This is a genomic window from Alicyclobacillus sp. CIJ1, from assembly GCF_057538885.1.
In genome coordinates, this window is record NZ_BAAJPH010000137.1 from 85,605 (window position 1) to 105,793 (window position 20,189).

A 20,189-nucleotide genomic window follows, 5' to 3' on the forward strand; every position below is an offset into this window, starting at 1 on the left:
GCCCGTACGCTCGATGAAGCTCGGTTCGGGAGTCGAGGTGTTGAGATGATCTACGCGGCGAAGTCTCATATCGGGCTGGTGCGCACCATGAATCAGGACGGCTACGCGGTTGTGGACGATTTGCCGGTGGGCGTCCTATTCGTGGTGGCCGACGGCATGGGGGGACCTCAGGCCGGGGATGTGGCCAGCCGGATCGCCGTGGAACGGGTGAGTGAATACGTCGGACGGCATCTCTCGGCCGAGGCGAACCCGCGGGAGGTCGTTTCGTCGGCCATCGCGGACGCGAACGAAGAGATTTACAGGCAGGCGGCGGCAGTGCCCGAATACGCCGGCATGGGAACTACCATCGTGTGCGCGCTCGCCCTCGCGGACAGGATGGTGGTGGCTCACGTAGGAGATAGCCGCGCGTATGCGTTGACCGGCGGCGAGTTCCGCCAGGTCACAGAAGATCACAGCCTTGTTGCCGAACTGGTGCGGCGAGGCCATCTGTCTGCCTCGGAAGCCAGGCATCACCCGCAGCGCAATATTGTGACGAGGTCCCTTGGCACCGAGCCCGTGAGTCTTCCAGATCTGACGGAGGTGCCGTGGCGGGAGGGCGATGTCCTGCTTCTGTGTTCGGACGGGCTTTCGAATTTGGTGGAAGATGATGAACTGAAAGTGTTCCTGGAACAGGCGCGTGAGGCACGTGCAAAGCGAGACGTGTCCGCGGCCGTGGACGCGATGATCCAGCTTGCGCTCGACCGGGGCGGGACGGATAACGTCACCGCACTTGTCGCGGTGCATCGAGAGGAGGATACCATCGGATGACGGCGCGCGCGCTCGGGGGTCGTTACCGTCTCGAGCAGAAAATCGGCGAAGGCGGCATGGCGGAAGTGTATCGCGCCATCGATACGCTCCTCGATCGCACGGTGGCCGTGAAGATGCTGCGCAGCCAATACGCGGAGGACGAGGAGTTCGTTCGCCGTTTTCGTCAGGAGGCGCAGGCTGCTGCGCGCCTTTCCCATCCGAACATCGTCAATGTGTACGATGTGGGCGTAGAGGACGGCCAGCAATACATCGTGATGGAGTACGTCGACGGTCCCACGTTGAAGGACGTGATCGTCGAGCGCGCACCGCTCCCGGTCGAGGAAGTGATCCGCATCAGCAAGCAGATCTGCTCGGCCTTGCAGCATGCGCACGAGCTGCACGTGGTTCACCGCGACATCAAGCCGCACAACATTCTCCTGACGAAGAGCGGCCAGGTCAAGGTGGCCGACTTCGGCATCGCCCGGGCCGCGACCGGACAGACCATTGCGCATCGCCAGGCGACGACGGTGTTGGGATCGGTTCACTACTTTTCGCCCGAACAGGCGAGAGGGGGTCCCACAGACGCGAAAAGCGATATCTATTCCCTTGGGGTCGTCATGTACGAGATGCTGACGGGTAGACTCCCCTTTGAGGGCGACTCCCCCGTGAGCGTCGCGCTCAAGCACCTCAGGGAGCCGTTCGTTGAACCGCGCCAGCTGAACAAAGACATTCCGCAGAGCGTGGAGAACATCGTTTTGCGCTGTCTCGTCAAGGAGCCGGAAGGCCGTTACCCCAACATGGCCGCGGTGATGGCCGATCTCGACGCTGCGCTCGAGCGCCCCAATGTCCCGAAGTTCGTCTCACCTAGCGGTATGGACGACAAGACCATCGTGGTGCCTGCGATGGGGGATCGCCTGAGCGAGGCTCTGAAATCTGCGGAGGCCCAAGGTGGACGGGGCGAGGCCGAGGGAGCGCGCGCGTCCAAACCGCCGATGGCACCCTGGAAACGGGCGAGTCTCATTGCAGGCATTGTGGTGTTGTCGCTGGCGGCGCTCGGCCTCGGCGGCTACGCGGCCATCGTGATTGTGACGAGGCTTCTCACCGTGCCGAACGTCGAACTGCCGTCTGTCGTCGGGAAGCCGGTGGCCTCGGCCGTGGCCACGCTGGAAGCGGCGGGCTTTTCCAGGCAACAGATTCAGGAGAAGTTTGAGCCCAATCTGAAGGCTGCATCTGGGATTGTGTATCAGCAGTCACCCGCGGGCAACACCCAGGTGAAGAAGACGCGAGACATCACGCTCTACGTCAGCCAGGGCGCGCCGAAGGTGGCGGTTCCGGACGTGACCAATGAGCCGCTGGATCAGGCCAAGCAGGCGCTCGTGAGCGCCGGATTTTCAGCCAACAACATTGTCGTTCAGACGGAGACGAGCACTTCTGTGCCGTCGGGGGACGTGATCTCGAGCAATCCGGCGCCTGGGACGCAGGTTCCCATCACGTCGAAGATCACCCTCACGGTGAGCCAGCAGCAATACGTCACGGTGCCGAAACTCGTGGGGCTTACACTTCAACAGGCGGAGGCGGCCATTCAAGCGGCGGGCCTCACCTTGGGCACCGTGACGCCGAGCGATCTCGTCAACCAGAATCCGCTCGTTTCCTATGCGTACCCGTATATCCAGGGGGATCGCGTGCCCGTCGGATCGACCATCAATCTGTATGTCGTGCCGAACCCTGCCTCCATCCCGCCGTCTAATGGGACGGGGAACGACACGGGCAACGCGGCGAACGGCGGATCGCAAAACGACCTCGGCAACGCGGCAGGGTTGGGCAATGGCAGTACCAACAGCGCGGCCGGCGACAATTCCGCGGGGGATACCGGAAACGCTACCCAACCCACGGCCCAGTCAGCGCCCCAACCGCAGCCGCCAGGCAAGGCGGCGCCTGGTCATCTGAAGCATAAAGGGCATTGAGGAGGTGCGCGGTGAGAGAAGGGCGTGTCATTCGCGCCATCAGCGGATTTTTTGACGTGTTCGACGATGGTCAGGTCCGCCGTTGCCGTGCGCGCGGCGTGTTCAAGGTCAAGGGTACGACTGTCTTGGTGGGGGATTTCGTCCGCTACGAGCCCGTCGGGGCGCAGGAGGGCATCATTCGCGAGGTGCTTCCACGCCGGACCGAGCTCATCCGTCCCCCCATTGCCAACGTCGATCACGTCGTCGTCGCGTGTTCCTTTGTGACGCCTGACCTGAGCTTTTACATGCTCGACAAAACCCTACTTCAGGTCAGCGTCGCGGGCGTGGAACCGACCATTGCGTTCACAAAGGCGGATTTGGTATCTCCGGAGCGCGCGGCCGCGACGGTCGACCTGTACCGCCGCCTGGGCTACGAAGCCGTCGCCGTGGCGGCCAAACAGGGCGAGGGGGTAAGCCTACTCCGAGCGCGCCTTCAGGGCCGTGTGACGGTTCTCGCGGGGCCGTCTGGTGCAGGCAAGTCCACGCTGGCCAACGCTCTTGCGCCGGGGATCTCGTTCAAGACCGGCGAGGTGAGCGAGAAAATTGGCAGAGGACGGCAGACCACGCGTCACGTGGAACTGGTGCGGCTGGACGACGACACGTGGATGGCGGACGCGCCGGGGTTCAGCCAGCTTCAGGTGCCGGTGGCGTCGCGCGAGGTGAGACTCCATTTTCCAGAGTTTCGGCCTTTGGCGCAGGAATGCGCCTATCGAGATTGCCTTCACCTGGATGAGGACAACTGTGCGGTGAAGCGGGCGGTGGAGGAGGGCCATATTCCTGCCACCCGTTACATGTCCTACAGGCAGCTGTATGAGGAAGCGCGCGAACAGGAGTTGAACGCGTACTGATGAAGACACCGGTGATTGCTCCTTCGATTCTGTCGTCAGACTTTGCTCGGCTGCGCGACGAGGTCGACGAGGTCATCCAGGCTGGGTGCGATTGGATACATATTGATGTGATGGATGGTCACTTTGTGCCCAATCTCACCCTTGGCCCTCTCGTCGTCAAGGCTCTGCGGCGCCATGTGCAAGCGACGTTCGACGTGCACCTGATGGTCGAATCGCCCGAGCGATGGATCACGGCCTTTGTCGATGCCGGCGCCGACATCCTGACCGTGCACTACGAAGCGACGCCACACGTGCATCGCGCGCTGCAGATGATCCGCGAGTCTGGCCGCAAGGCAGGTTTAGCGCTCAATCCGGGCACGTCTCCGGATGGGTTGTCGTACCTTCTCGCCGATGTCGATCTCGTCCTTGTCATGACGGTGAATCCCGGCTTTGGGGGGCAATCGCTCGTGCCGAGCACGCTGGCCAAGGTCGCGGAAATTCGCCGCATGTTGGACGACGCTGGCCGTCAGGACGTGCACGTGGAAGTAGATGGAGGCATTCACGCGGGAACCATCCGTCAGGCGAGAGACGCGGGTGCCGATGTGTTTGTAGCAGGGTCAGCCGTGTTTGATCAACCCAATCGCGCACGCGCGATTGAGGCCCTCCGCGCGGCGCTTGGCGAGTGAAATGAATTCGCGAGCTCGTCCTGGCACATTTCGACAGGGGGCGCATATACATAGCTAGCGACAGACGCCTATGCCCTCGAGGCAGAGCGGGACTTGCGGCGGGTCAGACTCCGCTCCGACAATGGCGCAGGTTGTTCGAGGGGGGTAGAGGTCGTGAAGGTCTACACCATCAAATTGCCGCGCTTCCTGGGTGGAATTGTGAAGGCTGTGCTCAGCACATTTACGAAGGACGAATGAAGCGAGACGTAAGAGCACTCATGCGAAACCATCCATACAAAGAAAAAAGCACCTCAAAGGTGCTTTTTTCTTGTTCAGATGGCGCGCTTCACCTTGCCTGCCTTGAGGCAGCGGGTGCAGACGCGGATGCGCTTCACGGAGCCGTCGACGACGGCGCGCACGTTCTGCAAATTCGGATACCAGCGCCGCTTCGTGAGAATGTGAGAGTGGCTGATTTTGTTGCCGACTTGCGGACCCCGGCCACACACTTCGCAACGGCGAGCCATGCGAGCACCTCCGTTCCCTCAAAGTGTATGAATCGGAAACCTCACGCGTGGGCTTTTGCGTGATGAACCTCGCCTAGCTTAGCATATTCGCCGAGAATCCCGCAACCGTCCTTCCAGGCGCCTTTCTGGGTATAGTACAATGAGGCAGAGTCGTGCCGCCGTGGGCGGCGTTCACACGGGGAGGGCAGCGCATTGTCGCTCAAATCGCTGTCCGTGCGCGCGCTGCCGGGTGTAGGCCCGCAGAAGGAGCGAGCACTCGAAGCGCTCGGCATCCGAACGGTCGACGACTTGTTGCACACGTATCCGTTTCGATATGACGAGCGAGCGGAGAAGCCGTTTCCCGACTGGCGCGATGGCGATCGCGTCACAGCGCGGGCTGTCGTCGAAGGCCCCGTGCAAGTGAGGTGGCGCGGTTCGAAGTCCATCATGACGGCGCGCGTGCGCGTAGACGGCCAGCACCCGGTCGTGTGCCTGTGGTTTTCCCAACATTACTTGCGTTCCAAGCTGTCCGACGGGCGGTTCATTGTGGTGACAGGCAAATGGAACGAAGCGCTGCGCCGCTTGGTCGTCAGCGAGACATCGTTTGAGGTCGGGACCCACGCACCTGCGCTAGTGCCGGTATACCGCGCAAACAAAGATCTGTCGACGAAGGCCATCCATCAACTGATCTTGAAGGCCCTGGAACACTACGCGGAAGACATCCAGGAGTCTCTCCCGTACGCGCTCATGCGCAAGTACCGGCTTTGGACGCATCGAGATGCGCTCGTCGGCATCCACCGTCCCCAATCGCTCGAGGACGTCCGTCAGGCCCGTCGGCGGCTCGTGTTTGAAGAGTTTCTTTTGTTTCAAATTCAGCTCCAGTGGCTTCGCGCAAAGCGCGAGGAGCCCGCGGGGCGCGCGCAGCCCGTGCCGAGTGACGCGCTGAACGCGTTTGAGGCCCTCTTGCCTGTTCCGATGACGAGCGCGCAGCGGCGCGCGTGCGAGGACATTTTGCGCGATCTTCAGCGCCCCGTGCCGATGACGCGCCTGATTCAAGGGGACGTCGGATCGGGCAAGACGTGGGTGGCCCTTTTTGCCTGCTTTGCGGTCCACCTCGCGCGCGGGCAGTCTGCGCTCATGGCGCCCACTGAAATCCTCGCCGAGCAGCACGCGAGGCTCGCACACCAGTTGCTCGGCCCTGCCGGCGTTCGCGTGGAGCTTTTGACGGGTTCCGTGACCGGACGCGAGCGGGATCGCGTGCTGGCAGGCCTCGCTTCCGGGGACGTATCGCTGGCCGTCGGTACGCACGCTCTCTTGTCCGAAGGGGTCGAGTTTCGCGATCTCGCCCTGCTCGTCACCGATGAACAGCATCGCTTCGGCGTCGCGCAGCGCGCGAGGCTGCGAGAGAAGGGCCGGGCGCCGGACGTTCTCATGTTGTCGGCGACGCCGATTCCGCGGACGCTCGCGCTCGCCATCTACGGTGACATGGACGTGTCCGTCCTGAACGAGTTGCCAAAGGGCCGGAAGCCCATTCAGACCCTTGCGGTGCCGTCCAAAGACGAGGAAACCGCTCTTCGCCTCATCCGCAAAGAGTTGGCGCGCGGGCGCCAAGCCTACATCGTCGCGCCGGCCATCGAGTCGTCGGAACGCGACGACGTGGCGTCCGTCACCCAGTTGTACGAGCGCGTGCGCGAGTACCTGGCGGGATTTCGCGTGGAGCTCCTGCACGGTCGGATGCCAAGTGCGGATAAAGAGCGCATGATGCGCGCGTTTCGCGACGGCGACATCCACGCGCTCGTCGCGACGACCGTGATCGAGGTCGGCATCGACGTGCCCAATGCCACCGTGATGGCCATCTATGGCGCGGAGCGCTTCGGTTTGGCGCAATTGCATCAACTTCGCGGGAGAGTCGGGCGAGGGCCTCATCCGAGTTACTGCCTGCTCATTCACGACGCATCGTCCGAGGCGGCGCGCGCGCGAATCGAGACCATGCTGCAGACGAACGACGGGTTTGAGATCGCGGAGCGGGATCTCGAGTTGCGCGGGCCTGGGGAACTGTTCGGCCTGAGGCAGAGCGGTCTTCCGGAGTTCGCGTTGGGCGATCTCGCCCGCGATTACCGGATCATGGAGGTTGCGAGGGAAGAGGCGCTGGCGCTCCTCAGGCGGGATGATTTTTGGTACGCCCCGTGGGCCGAAGGTCTGCGTCACGCGCTGAAGGAGGCCATGGACAAGGTTTCGTATCGAGACTGATGGCCACCATGGGTGGATCGAAGTGACATCTATAATTCCACCTCCCCCGAACATACTACGGTACACCAGGGGGAGGTGAAGGGTGATGGCAAACCAGAACGGAAGCAACAAGGTGCTCGTGCAGGGCGCCAACCGCGCGCTGGATCAGATGAAGTACGAAATCGCGACGGAGTTCGGCGTTCAGCTGGGCCCCGACACGACCGCTCGCCAGAACGGCTCTGTGGGCGGCGAGATCACGAAGCGCCTGGTGGCTTACGCCGAGCAGCAGCTTGCTGGTCACTGAATAAGGTTCGACGAGGGTTGGCGCAAGCCAACCCTCGTCGCGTGATGAAAACGCCACCCCGCGCACTATAATGAGACTTGACCCTGCAATGCATGTGAGAGGCGGGATGGCATATTCGTATAACGAGAGCGGCCTTGTACGCCTTTCCGAAGCGCGCGTACACATTTTGTCTTCGGCGTTTTGTCGACTCCGGGATCAGTCGCCGGGCCATTCCGTGGTTCATTCGCCATTACAACGTTGAGCTTTGCGACATTGCGGGAGACTTGTCTGACTACCATACCCTCGGCGAGTTTTTTGCTCGGAAACTTCGCCACGGAGCACGCCCCATCGGGGACGGGGTTACGTCGCCGACGGACGGGCTCGTGCGGGAGGTTGGCCGCTTGCAGGGTCGCCTTTGGGTGAAAGGGGCCCTGTTCGATCTCGCCCAGTTGGTTCAGGATGATCGCCTTGCGGACGAGTTATCGGGCGGATACGTCGTCACGGTGTATTTAAGCCCACGGGATTATCATCGCATTCACGCGCCCGTGGACTGCGCGCCAGAACGCGTGTGGCGAATTCCGGGCACGCTGTTTCCGGTCAACCCCGCGTCTACGCGCGTCATTCCAGGTCTTCTCGCGAGAAATGAACGGGTCGTGACGCGCTTTTCCTCTCCTCTAGGGCCTTTTGCCATGGTCATGGTTGGCGCCTGCGGGGTGGGGACTATCCGCCTACGATACGCCGTGAGCCGGGGGCGACGGCTCAAACTCATCCCGGGCCAAGCCTATCGCCGGGGCGAGGAAATTGGACACTTCGCGCTCGGGTCGACCGTCCTTGTGCTTTTCCCTCCGTCCTGGGGCCTCGAGTGGTCGGTGGAAGTCGGCGATCACGTGCGGATGGGACAAAGTCTAGCAACAGTATCCATGGAGTGAAATGGTTAGGAAGAACCTCGTACTTGCTGCGCGGATCGAAAACTTGTACATTGGTAGGGAAGTCAGTAGTGCTAGCGGAATGTTGGGGTGAAGACATAACGTGAAGATTATCATTGCTGGCGGTGACGGGTTTTGTGGATGGCCGACGGCGCTCCATTTCTCCGAGCGCGGTCATGAAGTGGCCATTGTGGACAACTGCATCCGCCGCGAGTGGGACAAAGAACTCGGGACCCGCTCGCTGACGCCCATCGCCACCATTCAGGAGCGTCTGGCGGCTTGGAAAGAAATCTCGGGCAAAGACATCAAGCTGTATTATGGCGACCTGCAAGATTACGAGTTTGTTCGCCACGTCTTCGAGGACTTCGAGCCGGAGGCGTTTGTCCACTTTGCCGAGCAGCGCTCGGCTCCGTACTCGATGATTGACCGCGACCACGCCGTGTTCACGCAGGTGAACAACGTGGTGGGCACGCTCAACGTCCTCTTTGCCATCAAAGAGACGGTACCCGACTGTCACCTCATCAAATTGGGTACAATGGGCGAGTACGGAACCCCCAACATCGACATCGAAGAGGGGTACATTCGGATTCAGCACAAGGGGCGCGAGGACGTCCTGCCCTATCCGAAGCAGCCCTTCTCGTTCTATCACCTTTCGAAGGTACACGACAGCCACAACATCATGTTTACCTGCAAGGCGTGGGGCATTCGTGCCACGGACCTCAACCAGGGCGTCGTGTACGGACTCTGGACGGACGAGACGCGCCGGGACGAAAGGCTGTACAACCGCGTCGACTACGACGGCGTGTTTGGGACCGCGCTCAACCGGTTCTGCGTGCAGGCTGCGGTCGGTCATCCGCTTACGGTCTACGGGAAAGGCGGACAGACGCGCGCGTTCCTGGACATTCGGGACACGCTGCAGTGCATTGAGCTCGCGGCGCTTCATCCCGCGGATCGCGGTGAATTCCGCGTCTTCAACCAGTTCACGGAGCAGTTCTCCGTCCTCCAACTGGCCGAGCGCGTGCAGAAGGTGGCCCGCGAGATGGGCCTCGATGCGGAGATCGAGCATTTGCCGAATCCGCGCGTCGAGAAGGAGGAGCATTACTACAACGCTGTCCACACGAAGCTGCTCGACCTCGGCCTGAAGCCGCACTATCTCTCGGACGAGCTCATTCGCGAGCTCATCCAGACCGCCGAGCGCTATCGCCATCGCGTCGATTTTGACGTGATCCGCCCGAAAGTGACCTGGAGGTAACGGTGAGCATGAGGATCGCGATGTTTACGGAGACGTTTCTGCCGTCGACCGACGGGATCGTCACGAGGCTCTGTGCCACGCTGAAATATTTGGAGCGAGAGGGCCACGAGGTGCTGTTATTCGCCCCGTCAGGATCGCCGGAGACCTACGCTTCCGCAACCATCGTCGGGATCCCTGCGATGCCGTTTATCCTGTATCCGGAAAAGCGGTATTCCCTGCCGCTGCCGCGCATCGGTAAGCATTTGCGGGCGTTTCGGCCAGACCTCATTCACGTGGTGAATCCGGCATTCCTCGGCATCGGAGGCATCTACTACGCGTGGAAGTCTCATCTGCCGCTGGTGGCGTCGTATCACACCAACGTACCGGCCTACGCTCGCCACTACAAGTTGGAGTTTCTCGAACCGCTGTTGTGGTGGTATTTTCGAACGCTGCACAACCGGGCTCACCTGAATCTCGCCACGTCGCGCGCGACGCTGCGAGAACTGGAACGCCAGGGGTTTCAGAATCTGGAACTCTGGGAGCGCGGCGTGGACGTCGAGCTGTTCCGAAACGCTCCGTACAGTGAGGAAATGCGCCGTCGCCTAGCACCCGAAGCGAAGCCGGGAGATCGCGTCCTGCTGTACGTCGGGCGCTTGGCGTCCGAAAAGAACATTGAGCGCATGCGCCCGGTCTTAGACGCCATCCCGGACCTTCATCTCGCCATCGTCGGCGACGGCCCGCACCGCCCCGAACTCGAGCGCGTGTTCGCCGGGACGCGGACCCACTTCACCGGATACCTCCATGGGGAGGAACTGGCGCAGGCGTATCGCGCCGCGGACGCATTCTTGTTTCCGTCGACCACGGAGACGCTCGGGCTGGTCTTGTTCGAGGCGATGGCGGCCGGACTTCCCATCGTGGCGGCGGATAGTCCCCCCACGCGCGAGGTCCTGGAGGACGGCCGAGCCGGGTTGATCTTCGATCCCGATTCCACCGAGTCCCTTATTGCGACCGTCGAGATCGTGATGCGCGACGAGGCGAGGCGAGAGGCGGTCAGGCAGCGGGGCCTGGCCATCGCGGAGCAGCTGGACTGGGAGGGGCCAAGTAAGCAACTGCTCGGTCACTACGAGCGAGTCTTGCAGTCGTTCAGCGTCGTCGCGGGCGCCGTCACTGGCACCCGCTGACGGCGCCTTTCTTATGGCAGGTGGGAGGCGATGTCCGCCTCAATCCGGCGGGCGATGCGAAGGAGTCGGGCGTCGCCGCCAGGTTTTCCCACAATCTGAAGCCCCATCGGCAAGCCCGACACTTGGCCGGCCGGGATCGAGATGGCCGGCGCCCCCGATAAATTCCACGGATTCGTAAATCGCGTGAGGAGCGGCCGCACGGCGCGCTCTTCCCCGTGGATCCACACCGACTTTTCCCCCATGCGCGTCGCCGGAATGGGCGTCGCTGGAAGAAGGATGCAGTCGTACTGGGCGAACATGTCCCGAATGAAATGCCGGAAACGGGCTCGAAAGCGCAGACTCTCCGCGTAGGAGGCCGTGTCCACGCGCGCGCCCTCTTCCAGGCGCTCCCGGACGTCCTCGCCGTACGCGTCTTTGTGATCGGCGAGCCACGCTCGATGCGTCGCATACGCTTCCGCGCCCAGGATGTTCGCCTGATGGCGGGCGATCTCGTCCGCATCCAGCTCGATGGACCCCGCGATGTCGATGGTGCCGCGGCTTTGGAGGAGGTGGATGAGCCCCTCAAACCACGCGGACACCTCGGGTGCCGCAAATCGCTTGACCAAGCCCGGGACGACCGCTGCGCGTAGGCGCCCGGCTGGCGGTGGAGGCGAAAGCCAGGAGTCGGGATCGAGGCCTGCCATGACGGCGGTCACGATGGCCGCATCTTCGACGGAGTTCGCAAGTGCACCGACGTGATCGAGCGTTGGGGCGAGCGGGAGCACGCCGTCCGTTGGGATGAGGCCGTACGACGGCTTGAATCCGACGCACCCCGTCAGCGCGGCCGGAATGCGGACGCTGCCGCCGGTGTCGGTACCCACGCTGGCTTGCGCCAAGCCACCCGCGACCGAAGCGGCGCTGCCGCCGCTGGAGCCGCCGGTGATCCGACTCAGGTCGCGTGGGTTGCGCGCAGGCCCGAAGTGCGGATTCTCATTGGTCACGCCAAACGCGAATTCATGCAGGTGGGCTTTCCCAATGATGAGGGCGTGCGCGCGCTGGAGCCTCGCCACGCACACGGCTGTGCGATCCGGCACGTGTTCTCGGAACCGGCCATGCCCGTACGTCGTCGGGAGAAACGAGGTGTCGATAAGGTCTTTGACGCTGATGGGGATGCCCGCGAGCGGACCCAGTCCTTCGGGAAATCGCGCCGCCAGTTGGTCGATGGCACTCGCCTGTTGGCGGCATGTCTCGGTCGCCACGCACAGAAGTGCGTTCAGCCGTCCGTTTTCGCGTTCAATCGCGGCAAGCCACTGCGCGAGCGCGGCCGATGCGGAGAGACCTCGGCCCAGCTGGGCTACTTGCTGGCGAATCGAGGGGTTGTTGGGTGACAACGCCATCTCCTCCGTCCTCCAAGGCTCTACGTGCAGAAAAGGTGCCTAGGACGATTATAGCGGACGCGCATCTGGGCATGCGGAGCAAGGGCAGGTCCGGAAATGAAACGGGCCCCGCGCCCGGGTTTGCGCGAGGCCCTGCGTCAGCACGACTGACGCGTTCTGGGAGAGGAGAAACCGGAGGAAGAGTGGATGGGGATCGCCTCTTCGCACTCGGTTGCCACAACAGCTGTCGCCGTTGTCGTTCACAGAATGTCCAAAAGAAGGAACGGATATACGTCCCGTTGGCGCTCGCCCCTCGTTGTGATACGTTGGTGCAGAGAAAGGTGGCCCAGCCACCCGAGAGGAGATCAGGCATGCGGGTCATTGCGGGCAGGTGGCGCGGCATCTTGCTCGAGTCGCCGAGGAGCCAGGCGGTCCGGCCCACGACGGATCGCGTCAAGGAATCGATGTTCAATCTCATTCCGCACCGGTTGGAAGGACTCGTCATCGACCTGTTCGCCGGGACGGGGTCTCTTGGCATTGAGGCGCTGAGCCGGGGCGCATCGCGGGCCATTTTTGTCGACAAGGATCCCCGTTCGGCTCGGCTCGTGCGCCGCAACCTGGACCGCGTCGGCGCCGCGTCTCAGGCAGAGGTTTGGGTGCTGGACTGGGCGCGCGCCCTGCGGCGCTTTGAATCGTCTGGGGACGTCGCCACGTACGTGTTCGTGGATCCGCCGTATCACGCCGACCTGTGGATTCCGGTGCTTCAGGCGCTGCCGGCCTCTCGCGTGTCCGGGGCTGTCGTGTGCGAAACGCCGGCCTCACGCAGATTGCCCGACGAGGTGGGCGATTTTATCCTTCACAAGGCACGGGCATACGGCGACATCGCGGTTCGGATTTACAAGGGCCGATCTGACGTAGAGATATAGGAGGGGTCTTCATGCGCAAAGCCGTGTATCCTGGAACGTTTGATCCCATCACGCTCGGGCACGTGGACGTGATCGCGCAGGTCGCACCGCTCTTCGACGAACTCGTGGTCGCGGTCTTACACAATCCTTCGAAGCGCCCCTGGTTCGATCTCGACGAGCGGCTCGACATGATTCGGGAGGCCGTTCGCCCCTATCCCCACGTGCGCGTCGACGCGTTCACGGGGCTTCTCGTGGACTACTGCCGCTCGTCTGGAATTGCGTGCGTCGTGCGCGGCGTACGCAATCACGTCGACTTGCAGAACGAGATGGCCATGGCGCAAATGAATCGGGCTCTATACGCCGATCTCGTCACGCTCTTCATCCCGACCTCGCCCGAATGGTCGTTCGTCAGTTCGTCGCTCGTCAAGGATGTGGCCATGCACGGGGGCGATGTGTCGCGGTTTGTGACGCCGCGAGTAGCCGCGGCACTTACCGCGCGCGCGGAAGGGCGAGAGCAACGCCATGTCTGATGGACATCGGGCGCGCGAGAAGGTCAAGGTCGGGGTGGCCCTCGGCTCCGGCGGCGCCAAGGGCTTCGCGCATATCGGCGTGCTGTTGGCTTTCGCGGAGCACGGTGTTCCCGTGCACGCCATCGCCGGCTCGAGCATGGGAGCGCTGGTGGCGGGTGTGTACGCGATGGGGGTGTCGCCGCGCGTGATGCGCGCTCTCGCCGTCAACTTGAGGCGGCGTCACTGGCTGGATTTCACCGTTCCCAAGATGGGCTTCATCCAAGGGGAAAAGGTGCGCGCCGTGGTGGCCACCATGACCCGCCAGGGGACGTTTGCCGATACCGCCATCCCGCTCGCCATCGTGGCGACCGATCTCATCCAGCGCCAGTTGGTCGTGTTTCGCTCTGGCCTCATAGCCGACGCGGTCCGGGCGAGCATCTCCATCCCTGGCGTGTTTGTCCCCGTCGTGCGCGATGGCGCCGTGTACGTCGACGGAGGCGTGCTCGAGCGCGTGCCTGTACAGGCGTGCTGGGACCTTGGGGTCGATCTCGTCATCGCCGTGGACGTGGGCGTGACGCCGAGAGGCACGCCCCCCACCTCTGTCATGGACGTGATCATGCAGAGCCTTGAGCTCATGCAGGACGAAGCACTTCGCGCGCGCGACCGGGGCGCAAGCCTCACGCTCGTACCGGACGTCTCTCATATCGGGACGGCGCAGTTCCAGCGCGCATCTGAAGCCATCGATCTCGGCTATCAGGCGGCGGTGGCACAGTTGGACCGGATCTGGGATGCCATTGACCGCGCAGGCGCCTTTGTGTCATAACAGCAGTGTCGGCGTCGGCTTGCGCGGCAGAAAGGGGCTCATGGCTATGAACATCGATGTGGAACGATTGAAAGAAGAGGGCGAGCTCGATCTCGCCGAGATCGTGTCGCTGCCGCGCATCGCTCGGGAAGTGGTGGATGTCGAATCGCTGGACGACGTCAACGTCCGCCTGCACGCGACCTATCACCACCCCTACGTGGTCGTGCGCGGCGAACTCGATACCGTAGTGCACTATGTGTGCGCCCGTTGCCTTGCCGAGTTTGCGCGTCCTTTGAGCACACCCTTTCACGAGCGGTACACGACCGACGAGCACAAAGCGGAAGACGAAGTGCGATTTGTCGGCGACGAGATGGTGGATGTCACGCCGGAGCTGGAGCAGGCCATTTTTCTCGCCATCGACAACCGTCCGCTCTGCAAGGAGACGTGCCAAGGGCTGTGCCCGGTGTGCGGGTGTGATCGCAATGTAGAGGTGTGCGGCTGTGATGTGCGGCCCATCGATCCCAGGCTGGAGGCGCTGAAGGGCTTGCTTTCCGACCATGGTTCGGAGTAAGATAGTGCGCGGTACGCGGAAAAGGGGGTGGGTTCTGTGGCGGTCCAACAACACCGGGTGTCGAAGACGAGAAAGCGCAAGCGCCGTACGCACTTCAAGCTGGAGCAGCCGACGCTGGTCACCTGTCCCCAGTGTGGTGAATACAAGCTTCCGCATCATGCGTGCACGAGCTGCGGTACGTACAAAGGGCGAGTCGTTCTGTCGGTCAAGTGAGCGAAAGGTCTAGAGGCTGTCCGTCACCGCGCAGGGAACCGCGGGTGTGGGCAGCCTCTTTTCGCATCAACCGACGGAGGCCGCGCGCATTCGACGCATTGCAACATAGACGGGCGCGCCAATTCTCGGTATCATGATGAGGTGTACTCGGTGGGAATCTTCGTCTCGGCGCCGTCGCGCCGGGTGACAGAGGCATGGATAACCGGAACGTGATGGGTCGAAAGAGGGTATCTGCGCTGAAAAAATCGGAGCGCCGGTATGCGCTTGTGGCACTCCTGGAACAGAATCCGTTTGCGACGGATGAGCAGTTGGCGGAACAATTTGGCGTGAGCGTCGCGACGATTCGGCTGGATCGCAGCGCGCTCCACATTCCCGAGGTTCGCGAGCGCATTCGGCGGATGGCCTCGGATCGGCAGGACCAGGTGCGTTCGCTCGACGAGCAGGATCTGATTGGGCGCCTCACGAAGCTCGAGTTGAACCGTCACGCCGAATCGGAGTTGACGATTCAAATAAATCACGTCTTCAAGCGCACCCAGATCGTGCGCGGCCACGTCCTCTTCGCGCAAATCAATTCCCTCGCTGTCGCGGTGATGGATGCGGACTTCGCAGTGACGGCCAAGACGGAACTGCGGTTTCTGCGCCCCGTGCGCCTGGGGGAGACGGTGCGAGCAAGAGTGGACGTGATCGGAGAACACGGCGGGATCGTGCGCTGTCGGGCGGTGAGCCACGTCGACCACGATACCGTGGTGGAAGGTGTGATTTGGGTGTACAAAGATCCTTCCCACGCAGGGGTGCAGTCGATGAACGAGGGGGAAACCGAGTGATCACGATGGCCGTGGACGCGATGGGCGGCGACTACGCCCCGGAGGCCCCGATGGAAGCGCTGTGCCAGGCTGCGACTCAGTACACCGACACGAAATTCGTCGTGATCGGCGATGAGGCGCGGATTCGGGAGTTGGGAGGGGCGAGGCTGCCCGACAATGTCGAGGTGCGCCACACCGATGTGGTGATTGCGGGGGATGAAGAACCCGTCAGGGCTGTACGGCGAAAGCCCAACTCGTCGCTCGTGATGGCTGCCACGATGGTGGCAAACCGGGAAGCGGACGTGATGGTTTCCGCGGGCAACACGGGGGCCATCATGGCGGCCGGAACGCTCATCATCGGGCGTTTACCCGGCGTGGAGCGGCCGGCGCTCGCTCCCATCTTGCCGACGTTCGACGGGCGAGGCGTCTTGTTGCTCGACGCAGGCGCGACGATGGACGCTTCCGCGGAAAACTTGCTGAGCTACGCGTACATGGCGGATGCTTACGTGCGTCACGTTTTGGACATCGAGAAGCCTCGCATCGCGCTGTTGAACGTGGGCACGGAGGACTCGAAGGGCAACGCGGTGGTGAAGCAGGCGTTCGCGCTTTTATCCCAGTCACCGTTGAACTTTATTGGCAACATCGAAGCGCGCGAAATGATGGCGGGCTGCGCGGACGTCGTGGTCTGCGACGGGTTTGTCGGAAACGTCGTGCTGAAGTTAGCGGAGGGCATTGGCCTCGGCCTGTTTTCCGATATCCGCACCGTCCTGACGAAGACCATGAGCGGCAGACTCGCGGCGCTGCTCGTGGGGAAGCGGCTGCGTCAAATGCGAGCTCGGTACGACTGGGCTGAACATGGCGGCGCGCCGTTCCTCGGGGTGAACGGCGGTTGTTTCAAAGCCCACGGCAGCAGCAACGCGCGGGCGTGGTTCATGGCCATCACCCAGGCCCGAAAGTTCATCGCGAATGATCTGTTACACAAGCTGACGGTGGCCATGGGTGAACGGCACGTGTCCGTGCCCAATTCCGAACTCGGAGAGGGTCGAACATGAACGTCGCATTCGTGTTTCCAGGACAAGGCGCCCAGTACGTCGGCATGGGGCGCGCCATCTTTGACGAGTACCCTGTGGCGCGCGCGCTTCTCGAGGAGGCCGACGACACGCTAGGGATGAAACTGTCGGACATCATTTTGAACGGCCCGGACGAGACGCTTCGCCTCACCTACTACACGCAGCCCGCCCTTCTGACGGTCAGTGTGGCCGTGTGGCGCGCGCTGGTGGATCGCGTCGATATTCAGCCGCTCGCCGTGGCCGGTCACAGCCTGGGCGAATACTCGGCGCTTGTCGCGGCCAAGAGCCTTTCCTTCGCGGATGCAGTCAAGCTCGTGTATGAGCGCGGAAAGCTGATGGACGAGGCGTATCCGGCGGGGCAAGGCACCATGGCAGCTGTCCTGGGGCTCGACGAGGAGCCGCTTCGCGAGGTGTGTAAGCGCGCGAGCGAGGAAACGGGCGAGACAGTCGAGTTAGCGAACGTGAATTGCCCAGGACAGATTGTCATTTCCGGAGCCAAGGCCGCGGTGGAACGAGCTTCTCTTTTGGCAAAGGAGGCGGGAGCTCGCCGGGTGATGCCCCTCAACGTCAGTGGGCCGTTTCATTCGAGCCTGATGCAGCCGGCCGCAGAGCGATTGGGGCAGCTTCTGGATGACACGGAGTTTGCGGACGCCAAGACGCCGGTGGTGGCGAACATCGACGGGCATCCCCGTCGAATGGCCTCGGATTTGCGCGACGCGCTGAAGAAACAACTGGTCATGCCGGTACGGTTTGTGGACTGCGTCCTGTCGATGAAGCGGCTGGGCGTGGACTGTGTCGTAGAATTGGGGCCCGGGACGGTGCTAAGCGGGCTGGTGCGCAAAATCGACAAGTCGCTTGAGACGGCTCACGCCGAAGATCCTGCGACGTTGGATGAGGTGTGCGCGATGCTGACGCGCGGGGGTGAAGGCAGTGAGTGACGCTCGAGTGGCGCTTGTGACGGGCGCTTCGCGCGGCATCGGGCGCGCCATTGCGCTCGAACTCGCGGCGGAGGGGCGCGACGTGATCGTGAATTATCGCAGCGGCGGGGACCTTGCGGCGGAGGTGGTTCGCGCCATTGAGGAGATGGGGCGCCGCGCCGTTGCCATCCAGGCGGACGTCTCGAAGCCCGAGGAGGCAAAGCGGCTCGTGGCGGACGGATTGGCCGCGATGGGCCGGATCGACATTCTGGTCAACAACGCCGGCATCACGCGCGACGGACTCTTAGTGCGCATGAGCGACGACGATTTCAACCAGGTCCTTGACACGAACCTCCGCGGCGCGTTTTATTTGATTCGCGAGGTTGCGCGGCCGATGATGAAGGCGAGATGGGGGGCCATCGTGAACATCACCTCCGTGGTGGGGCTCATGGGCAACGCCGGCCAAGTGAACTATGCGGCGGCCAAGGCGGGGCTCGTCGGTCTGACGAAGGCCACCGCAAAAGAGCTCGCGCCTCGCAACATCACGGTCAATGCCGTCGCCCCAGGGTACATCGACACGGATATGACGCGAGATCTGGGTGAGGACCGGATGCGGGAGCTCTTAGCGCACATCCCGCTCGGGCGGACGGGGCAGGCGGAGGAGGTCGCGTACGCGGTCGCCTTCCTGACGTCGGAGAAAGCGCGTTACATCACGGGTCAAGTGGTCGCTGTCGACGGCGGCATGGCCATGTAGTATACTGCAAAAGGAGGTGAGACGATGGCAAACGACGTGTTTGAACGCGTGAAGAAGATCATTGTCGATCGACTGAATGTCGATGAGGATAAGGTCACTTTGGACGCGACGTTCAAGGACGATCTCGGTGCGGACTCGCTGGATATCGTCGAACTCATCATGGAGCTGGAAGACGAATTCGATATGGAGATCTCCGATGAGGATGCTGAAAAAATCAGCACGGTCGGCGATGTGGTTACATACATCGAGCAGCACCAGGGATGATGTGCGAAATCTGGGTAGCATAGTCCCCGTGCGCGAGCCGGGGCTTTATGCTATGTAGGGGGGTGAATCCATGGCACGACGCGTGGTGGTGACGGGGCTTGGGGTCGTCTCGCCAGTCGGAAACAGCGTCCCTGCGTTTTGGGACAGCTTGCTTTCGGGCAGGTCGGGCGTTCGCGAGATCGATCGGTTCGACACCTCCGAATACCCCTGTAAAATCGCCGGCTTGGTGAACGACTTTGACCCAGAGCGCTATATCGACAAGAAGGAACTTCGGCATATGGACCTGTTCACGCAGTACGCCTTATATGCGGCGTACGAGGCCGTCCTTCAGTCCAAGCTCGAGATTACGGACGAAAACCGGGATCGCATTGGCGTGTACATCGGTTCCGGCATCGGCGGCATCAGCACGACGCTGTCGAACTACCGGACGCTCATCGAGCGCGGGCCGAAGCGCGTGAGCCCGTTCCTCGTGCCGATGATGATCAGCGATATGGCTTCTGGACAAGTCTCGATCGAATTTGGCGTGCGTGGCCCGAACAGCTCCCCCGTATCCGCGTGTGCGACCGGATCGCACGCGATCGGCGATGCGTTTAAGATCATCCAGCGCGGTGCGGCCGATGTGATGATTGCGGGCGGCGCTGAGGCCGCGGTGGTCGATCTTGCGCTGGCCGGCTTTTGCAACATGAAGGCCTTGTCCACGCGCAACGATGAACCGCAGCGCGCCAGTCGGCCGTTCGACAAAGATCGCGATGGCTTCGTGATGGGCGAAGGCGCTGGCATCCTCGTTCTCGAGGCGCTGGATCACGCCTTGGCGCGCGGCGCCACGATTTTGGCCGAGATCTGCGGCTACGGGATGTCCGGCGATGCGTACCACGTGACGGCCCCGGACCCGGAGGGCGACGGCGCGTATCGGGCGATGAAGGCGGCGCTCGAGGACGCCGGCCTTGCGCCGACGGACGTCGACTACATCAACGCGCACGGGACGAGCACCGACTACAACGACCGCATCGAGACGTACGCAGTGAAGCGCTTGTTTGGCGAACATGCCTACAAGCTCGCGATGAGCTCGATTAAATCGATGACAGGTCATCTGCTCGGCGCGGCGGGCGGCGTGGAAGCTGTGGCGTGCGTGATGACGCTAGTCGACGGCGTCATTCCGCCGACCATCAACTATGAGACGCCGGATCCGGACTGCGATCTCGACTACGTTCCCAATGAGGCCCGACGGGCCGACGTCAACGTGGTGCTCTCGAACTCGTTCGGGTTCGGCGGACACAACGCGTGCTTGGTCTTCCGCAAGTACGTGTCCTGAGTCCGCAAGAGAGAGAAGCCCCTGGCCTGTCCGGGGGCTTTTTACCATGAGGGCTTTGAGGGACCGCCTCCGGCGCGAGA

General features: G+C 62.5%; 23 protein-coding genes. 21 read left to right on the plus strand and 2 right to left on the minus strand.

All coding sequences use genetic code 11. The annotated features are described in order from the left end of the window. Positions 1-45 precede the first annotated feature (45 nt). From AC27E8_RS12825 to spoVM, 5 genes are all read left to right on the plus strand, one after another. Positions 46-807, plus strand: coding sequence for a Stp1/IreP family PP2C-type Ser/Thr phosphatase (locus AC27E8_RS12825; protein WP_487099663.1), 762 nt, complete (start codon positions 46-48; stop codon positions 805-807). Next, positions 804-2,750 carry a Stk1 family PASTA domain-containing Ser/Thr kinase gene (pknB, locus tag AC27E8_RS12830; RefSeq protein ID WP_487099665.1) on the plus strand — a complete coding sequence of 649 codons (1,947 nt, stop codon included), beginning with the start codon at positions 804-806 and terminating at the stop codon, positions 2,748-2,750. The genes AC27E8_RS12825 and pknB overlap by 4 nt, the downstream gene beginning before the upstream one ends. 11 nt (positions 2,751-2,761) lie before the next feature. Then, positions 2,762-3,637 carry a ribosome small subunit-dependent GTPase A gene (rsgA, locus tag AC27E8_RS12835; protein WP_487099667.1) on the plus strand — a complete coding sequence of 292 codons (876 nt, stop codon included), beginning with the start codon at positions 2,762-2,764 and terminating at the stop codon, positions 3,635-3,637. Beyond that, a complete protein-coding gene (rpe, locus tag AC27E8_RS12840; RefSeq protein ID WP_487099669.1) occupies positions 3,637-4,302 on the plus strand; it encodes a ribulose-phosphate 3-epimerase in 666 nt (221 codons plus the stop codon). The genes rsgA and rpe overlap by 1 nt, the downstream gene beginning before the upstream one ends. Positions 4,303-4,455: 153 nt before the next feature. Beyond that, positions 4,456-4,539 carry a stage V sporulation protein SpoVM gene (spoVM, locus tag AC27E8_RS12845; RefSeq protein WP_035469379.1) on the plus strand — a complete coding sequence of 28 codons (84 nt, stop codon included), beginning with the start codon at positions 4,456-4,458 and terminating at the stop codon, positions 4,537-4,539. Positions 4,540-4,613: 74 nt separating this feature from the next. Here the strand turns inward: spoVM and rpmB are convergent, their stop codons facing one another. Continuing rightward, positions 4,614-4,805, minus strand: coding sequence for a 50S ribosomal protein L28 (rpmB, locus tag AC27E8_RS12850; RefSeq protein ID WP_014464078.1), 192 nt, complete (start codon positions 4,803-4,805; stop codon positions 4,614-4,616). A gap of 192 nt (positions 4,806-4,997) precedes the next feature. Between rpmB and recG the strand changes: the two genes are divergently transcribed. From recG to AC27E8_RS12875, 5 genes are all read left to right on the plus strand, one after another. After that, positions 4,998-7,034 carry an ATP-dependent DNA helicase RecG gene (gene recG, locus AC27E8_RS12855; RefSeq protein WP_487099671.1) on the plus strand — a complete coding sequence of 679 codons (2,037 nt, stop codon included), beginning with the start codon at positions 4,998-5,000 and terminating at the stop codon, positions 7,032-7,034. An 85-nt stretch (positions 7,035-7,119) separates the two neighbouring features. Continuing rightward, a complete protein-coding gene (locus AC27E8_RS12860; RefSeq protein ID WP_008340515.1) occupies positions 7,120-7,317 on the plus strand; it encodes an alpha/beta-type small acid-soluble spore protein in 198 nt (65 codons plus the stop codon). 134 nt (positions 7,318-7,451) lie between these two features. Next, entirely contained in the window at positions 7,452-8,225 is a 774-nt protein-coding gene (gene asd, locus AC27E8_RS12865) for an archaetidylserine decarboxylase (RefSeq protein WP_487099673.1), read from the plus strand. 100 nt (positions 8,226-8,325) lie between these two features. Then, on the plus strand, positions 8,326-9,474 hold the full coding sequence (locus AC27E8_RS12870) for an NAD-dependent epimerase/dehydratase family protein (RefSeq protein ID WP_014464082.1): 1,149 nt from the start codon (positions 8,326-8,328) through the stop codon (positions 9,472-9,474). 8 nt (positions 9,475-9,482) lie between these two features. Then, entirely contained in the window at positions 9,483-10,634 is a 1,152-nt protein-coding gene (locus tag AC27E8_RS12875) for a glycosyltransferase family 4 protein (RefSeq protein ID WP_487099691.1), read from the plus strand. Positions 10,635-10,645: 11 nt separating this feature from the next. Here the strand turns inward: AC27E8_RS12875 and AC27E8_RS12880 are convergent, their stop codons facing one another. Then, positions 10,646-12,010, minus strand: coding sequence for an amidase (locus AC27E8_RS12880; RefSeq protein ID WP_487099675.1), 1,365 nt, complete (start codon positions 12,008-12,010; stop codon positions 10,646-10,648). Between the two features lie 350 nt (positions 12,011-12,360). Between AC27E8_RS12880 and rsmD the strand changes: the two genes are divergently transcribed. From rsmD to fabF, 11 genes are all read left to right on the plus strand, one after another. Continuing rightward, complete coding sequence (gene rsmD, locus AC27E8_RS12885) at positions 12,361-12,915, plus strand: 16S rRNA (guanine(966)-N(2))-methyltransferase RsmD (RefSeq protein WP_487099676.1); 555 nt, start codon at positions 12,361-12,363, stop codon at positions 12,913-12,915. Positions 12,916-12,926: 11 nt separating this feature from the next. Beyond that, a complete protein-coding gene (coaD, locus tag AC27E8_RS12890; RefSeq protein ID WP_487099677.1) occupies positions 12,927-13,424 on the plus strand; it encodes a pantetheine-phosphate adenylyltransferase in 498 nt (165 codons plus the stop codon). After that, complete coding sequence (locus AC27E8_RS12895; protein WP_014464087.1) at positions 13,417-14,226, plus strand: patatin-like phospholipase family protein; 810 nt, start codon at positions 13,417-13,419, stop codon at positions 14,224-14,226. Before coaD ends, AC27E8_RS12895 begins: the two co-directional genes overlap by 8 nt. A gap of 46 nt (positions 14,227-14,272) precedes the next feature. After that, positions 14,273-14,776 (plus strand): YceD family protein, encoded by a 504-nt coding sequence (locus AC27E8_RS12900; RefSeq protein ID WP_487099678.1) that lies wholly within the window; start codon positions 14,273-14,275, stop codon positions 14,774-14,776. A gap of 36 nt (positions 14,777-14,812) precedes the next feature. Beyond that, positions 14,813-14,989: a 50S ribosomal protein L32 gene (gene rpmF, locus AC27E8_RS12905; protein WP_008340528.1), complete on the plus strand. Its 177-nt coding sequence runs from the start codon at positions 14,813-14,815 to the stop codon at positions 14,987-14,989. A 194-nt stretch (positions 14,990-15,183) separates the two neighbouring features. Beyond that, positions 15,184-15,813 (plus strand): transcription factor FapR, encoded by a 630-nt coding sequence (gene fapR, locus AC27E8_RS12910; RefSeq protein WP_487099679.1) that lies wholly within the window; start codon positions 15,184-15,186, stop codon positions 15,811-15,813. Beyond that, a complete protein-coding gene (plsX, locus tag AC27E8_RS12915; protein ID WP_014464091.1) occupies positions 15,810-16,844 on the plus strand; it encodes a phosphate acyltransferase PlsX in 1,035 nt (344 codons plus the stop codon). Before fapR ends, plsX begins: the two co-directional genes overlap by 4 nt. Continuing rightward, complete coding sequence (gene fabD / locus AC27E8_RS12920; RefSeq protein ID WP_487099680.1) at positions 16,841-17,800, plus strand: ACP S-malonyltransferase; 960 nt, start codon at positions 16,841-16,843, stop codon at positions 17,798-17,800. Before plsX ends, fabD begins: the two co-directional genes overlap by 4 nt. Beyond that, positions 17,793-18,533: a 3-oxoacyl-[acyl-carrier-protein] reductase gene (fabG, locus tag AC27E8_RS12925; protein ID WP_487099681.1), complete on the plus strand. Its 741-nt coding sequence runs from the start codon at positions 17,793-17,795 to the stop codon at positions 18,531-18,533. The genes fabD and fabG overlap by 8 nt, the downstream gene beginning before the upstream one ends. 24 nt (positions 18,534-18,557) lie before the next feature. Further along, positions 18,558-18,797 carry an acyl carrier protein gene (acpP, locus tag AC27E8_RS12930; RefSeq protein WP_008340535.1) on the plus strand — a complete coding sequence of 80 codons (240 nt, stop codon included), beginning with the start codon at positions 18,558-18,560 and terminating at the stop codon, positions 18,795-18,797. Positions 18,798-18,867: 70 nt separating this feature from the next. After that, complete coding sequence (fabF, locus tag AC27E8_RS12935; protein WP_014464094.1) at positions 18,868-20,109, plus strand: beta-ketoacyl-ACP synthase II; 1,242 nt, start codon at positions 18,868-18,870, stop codon at positions 20,107-20,109. Positions 20,110-20,189: the final 80 nt, after the last annotated feature.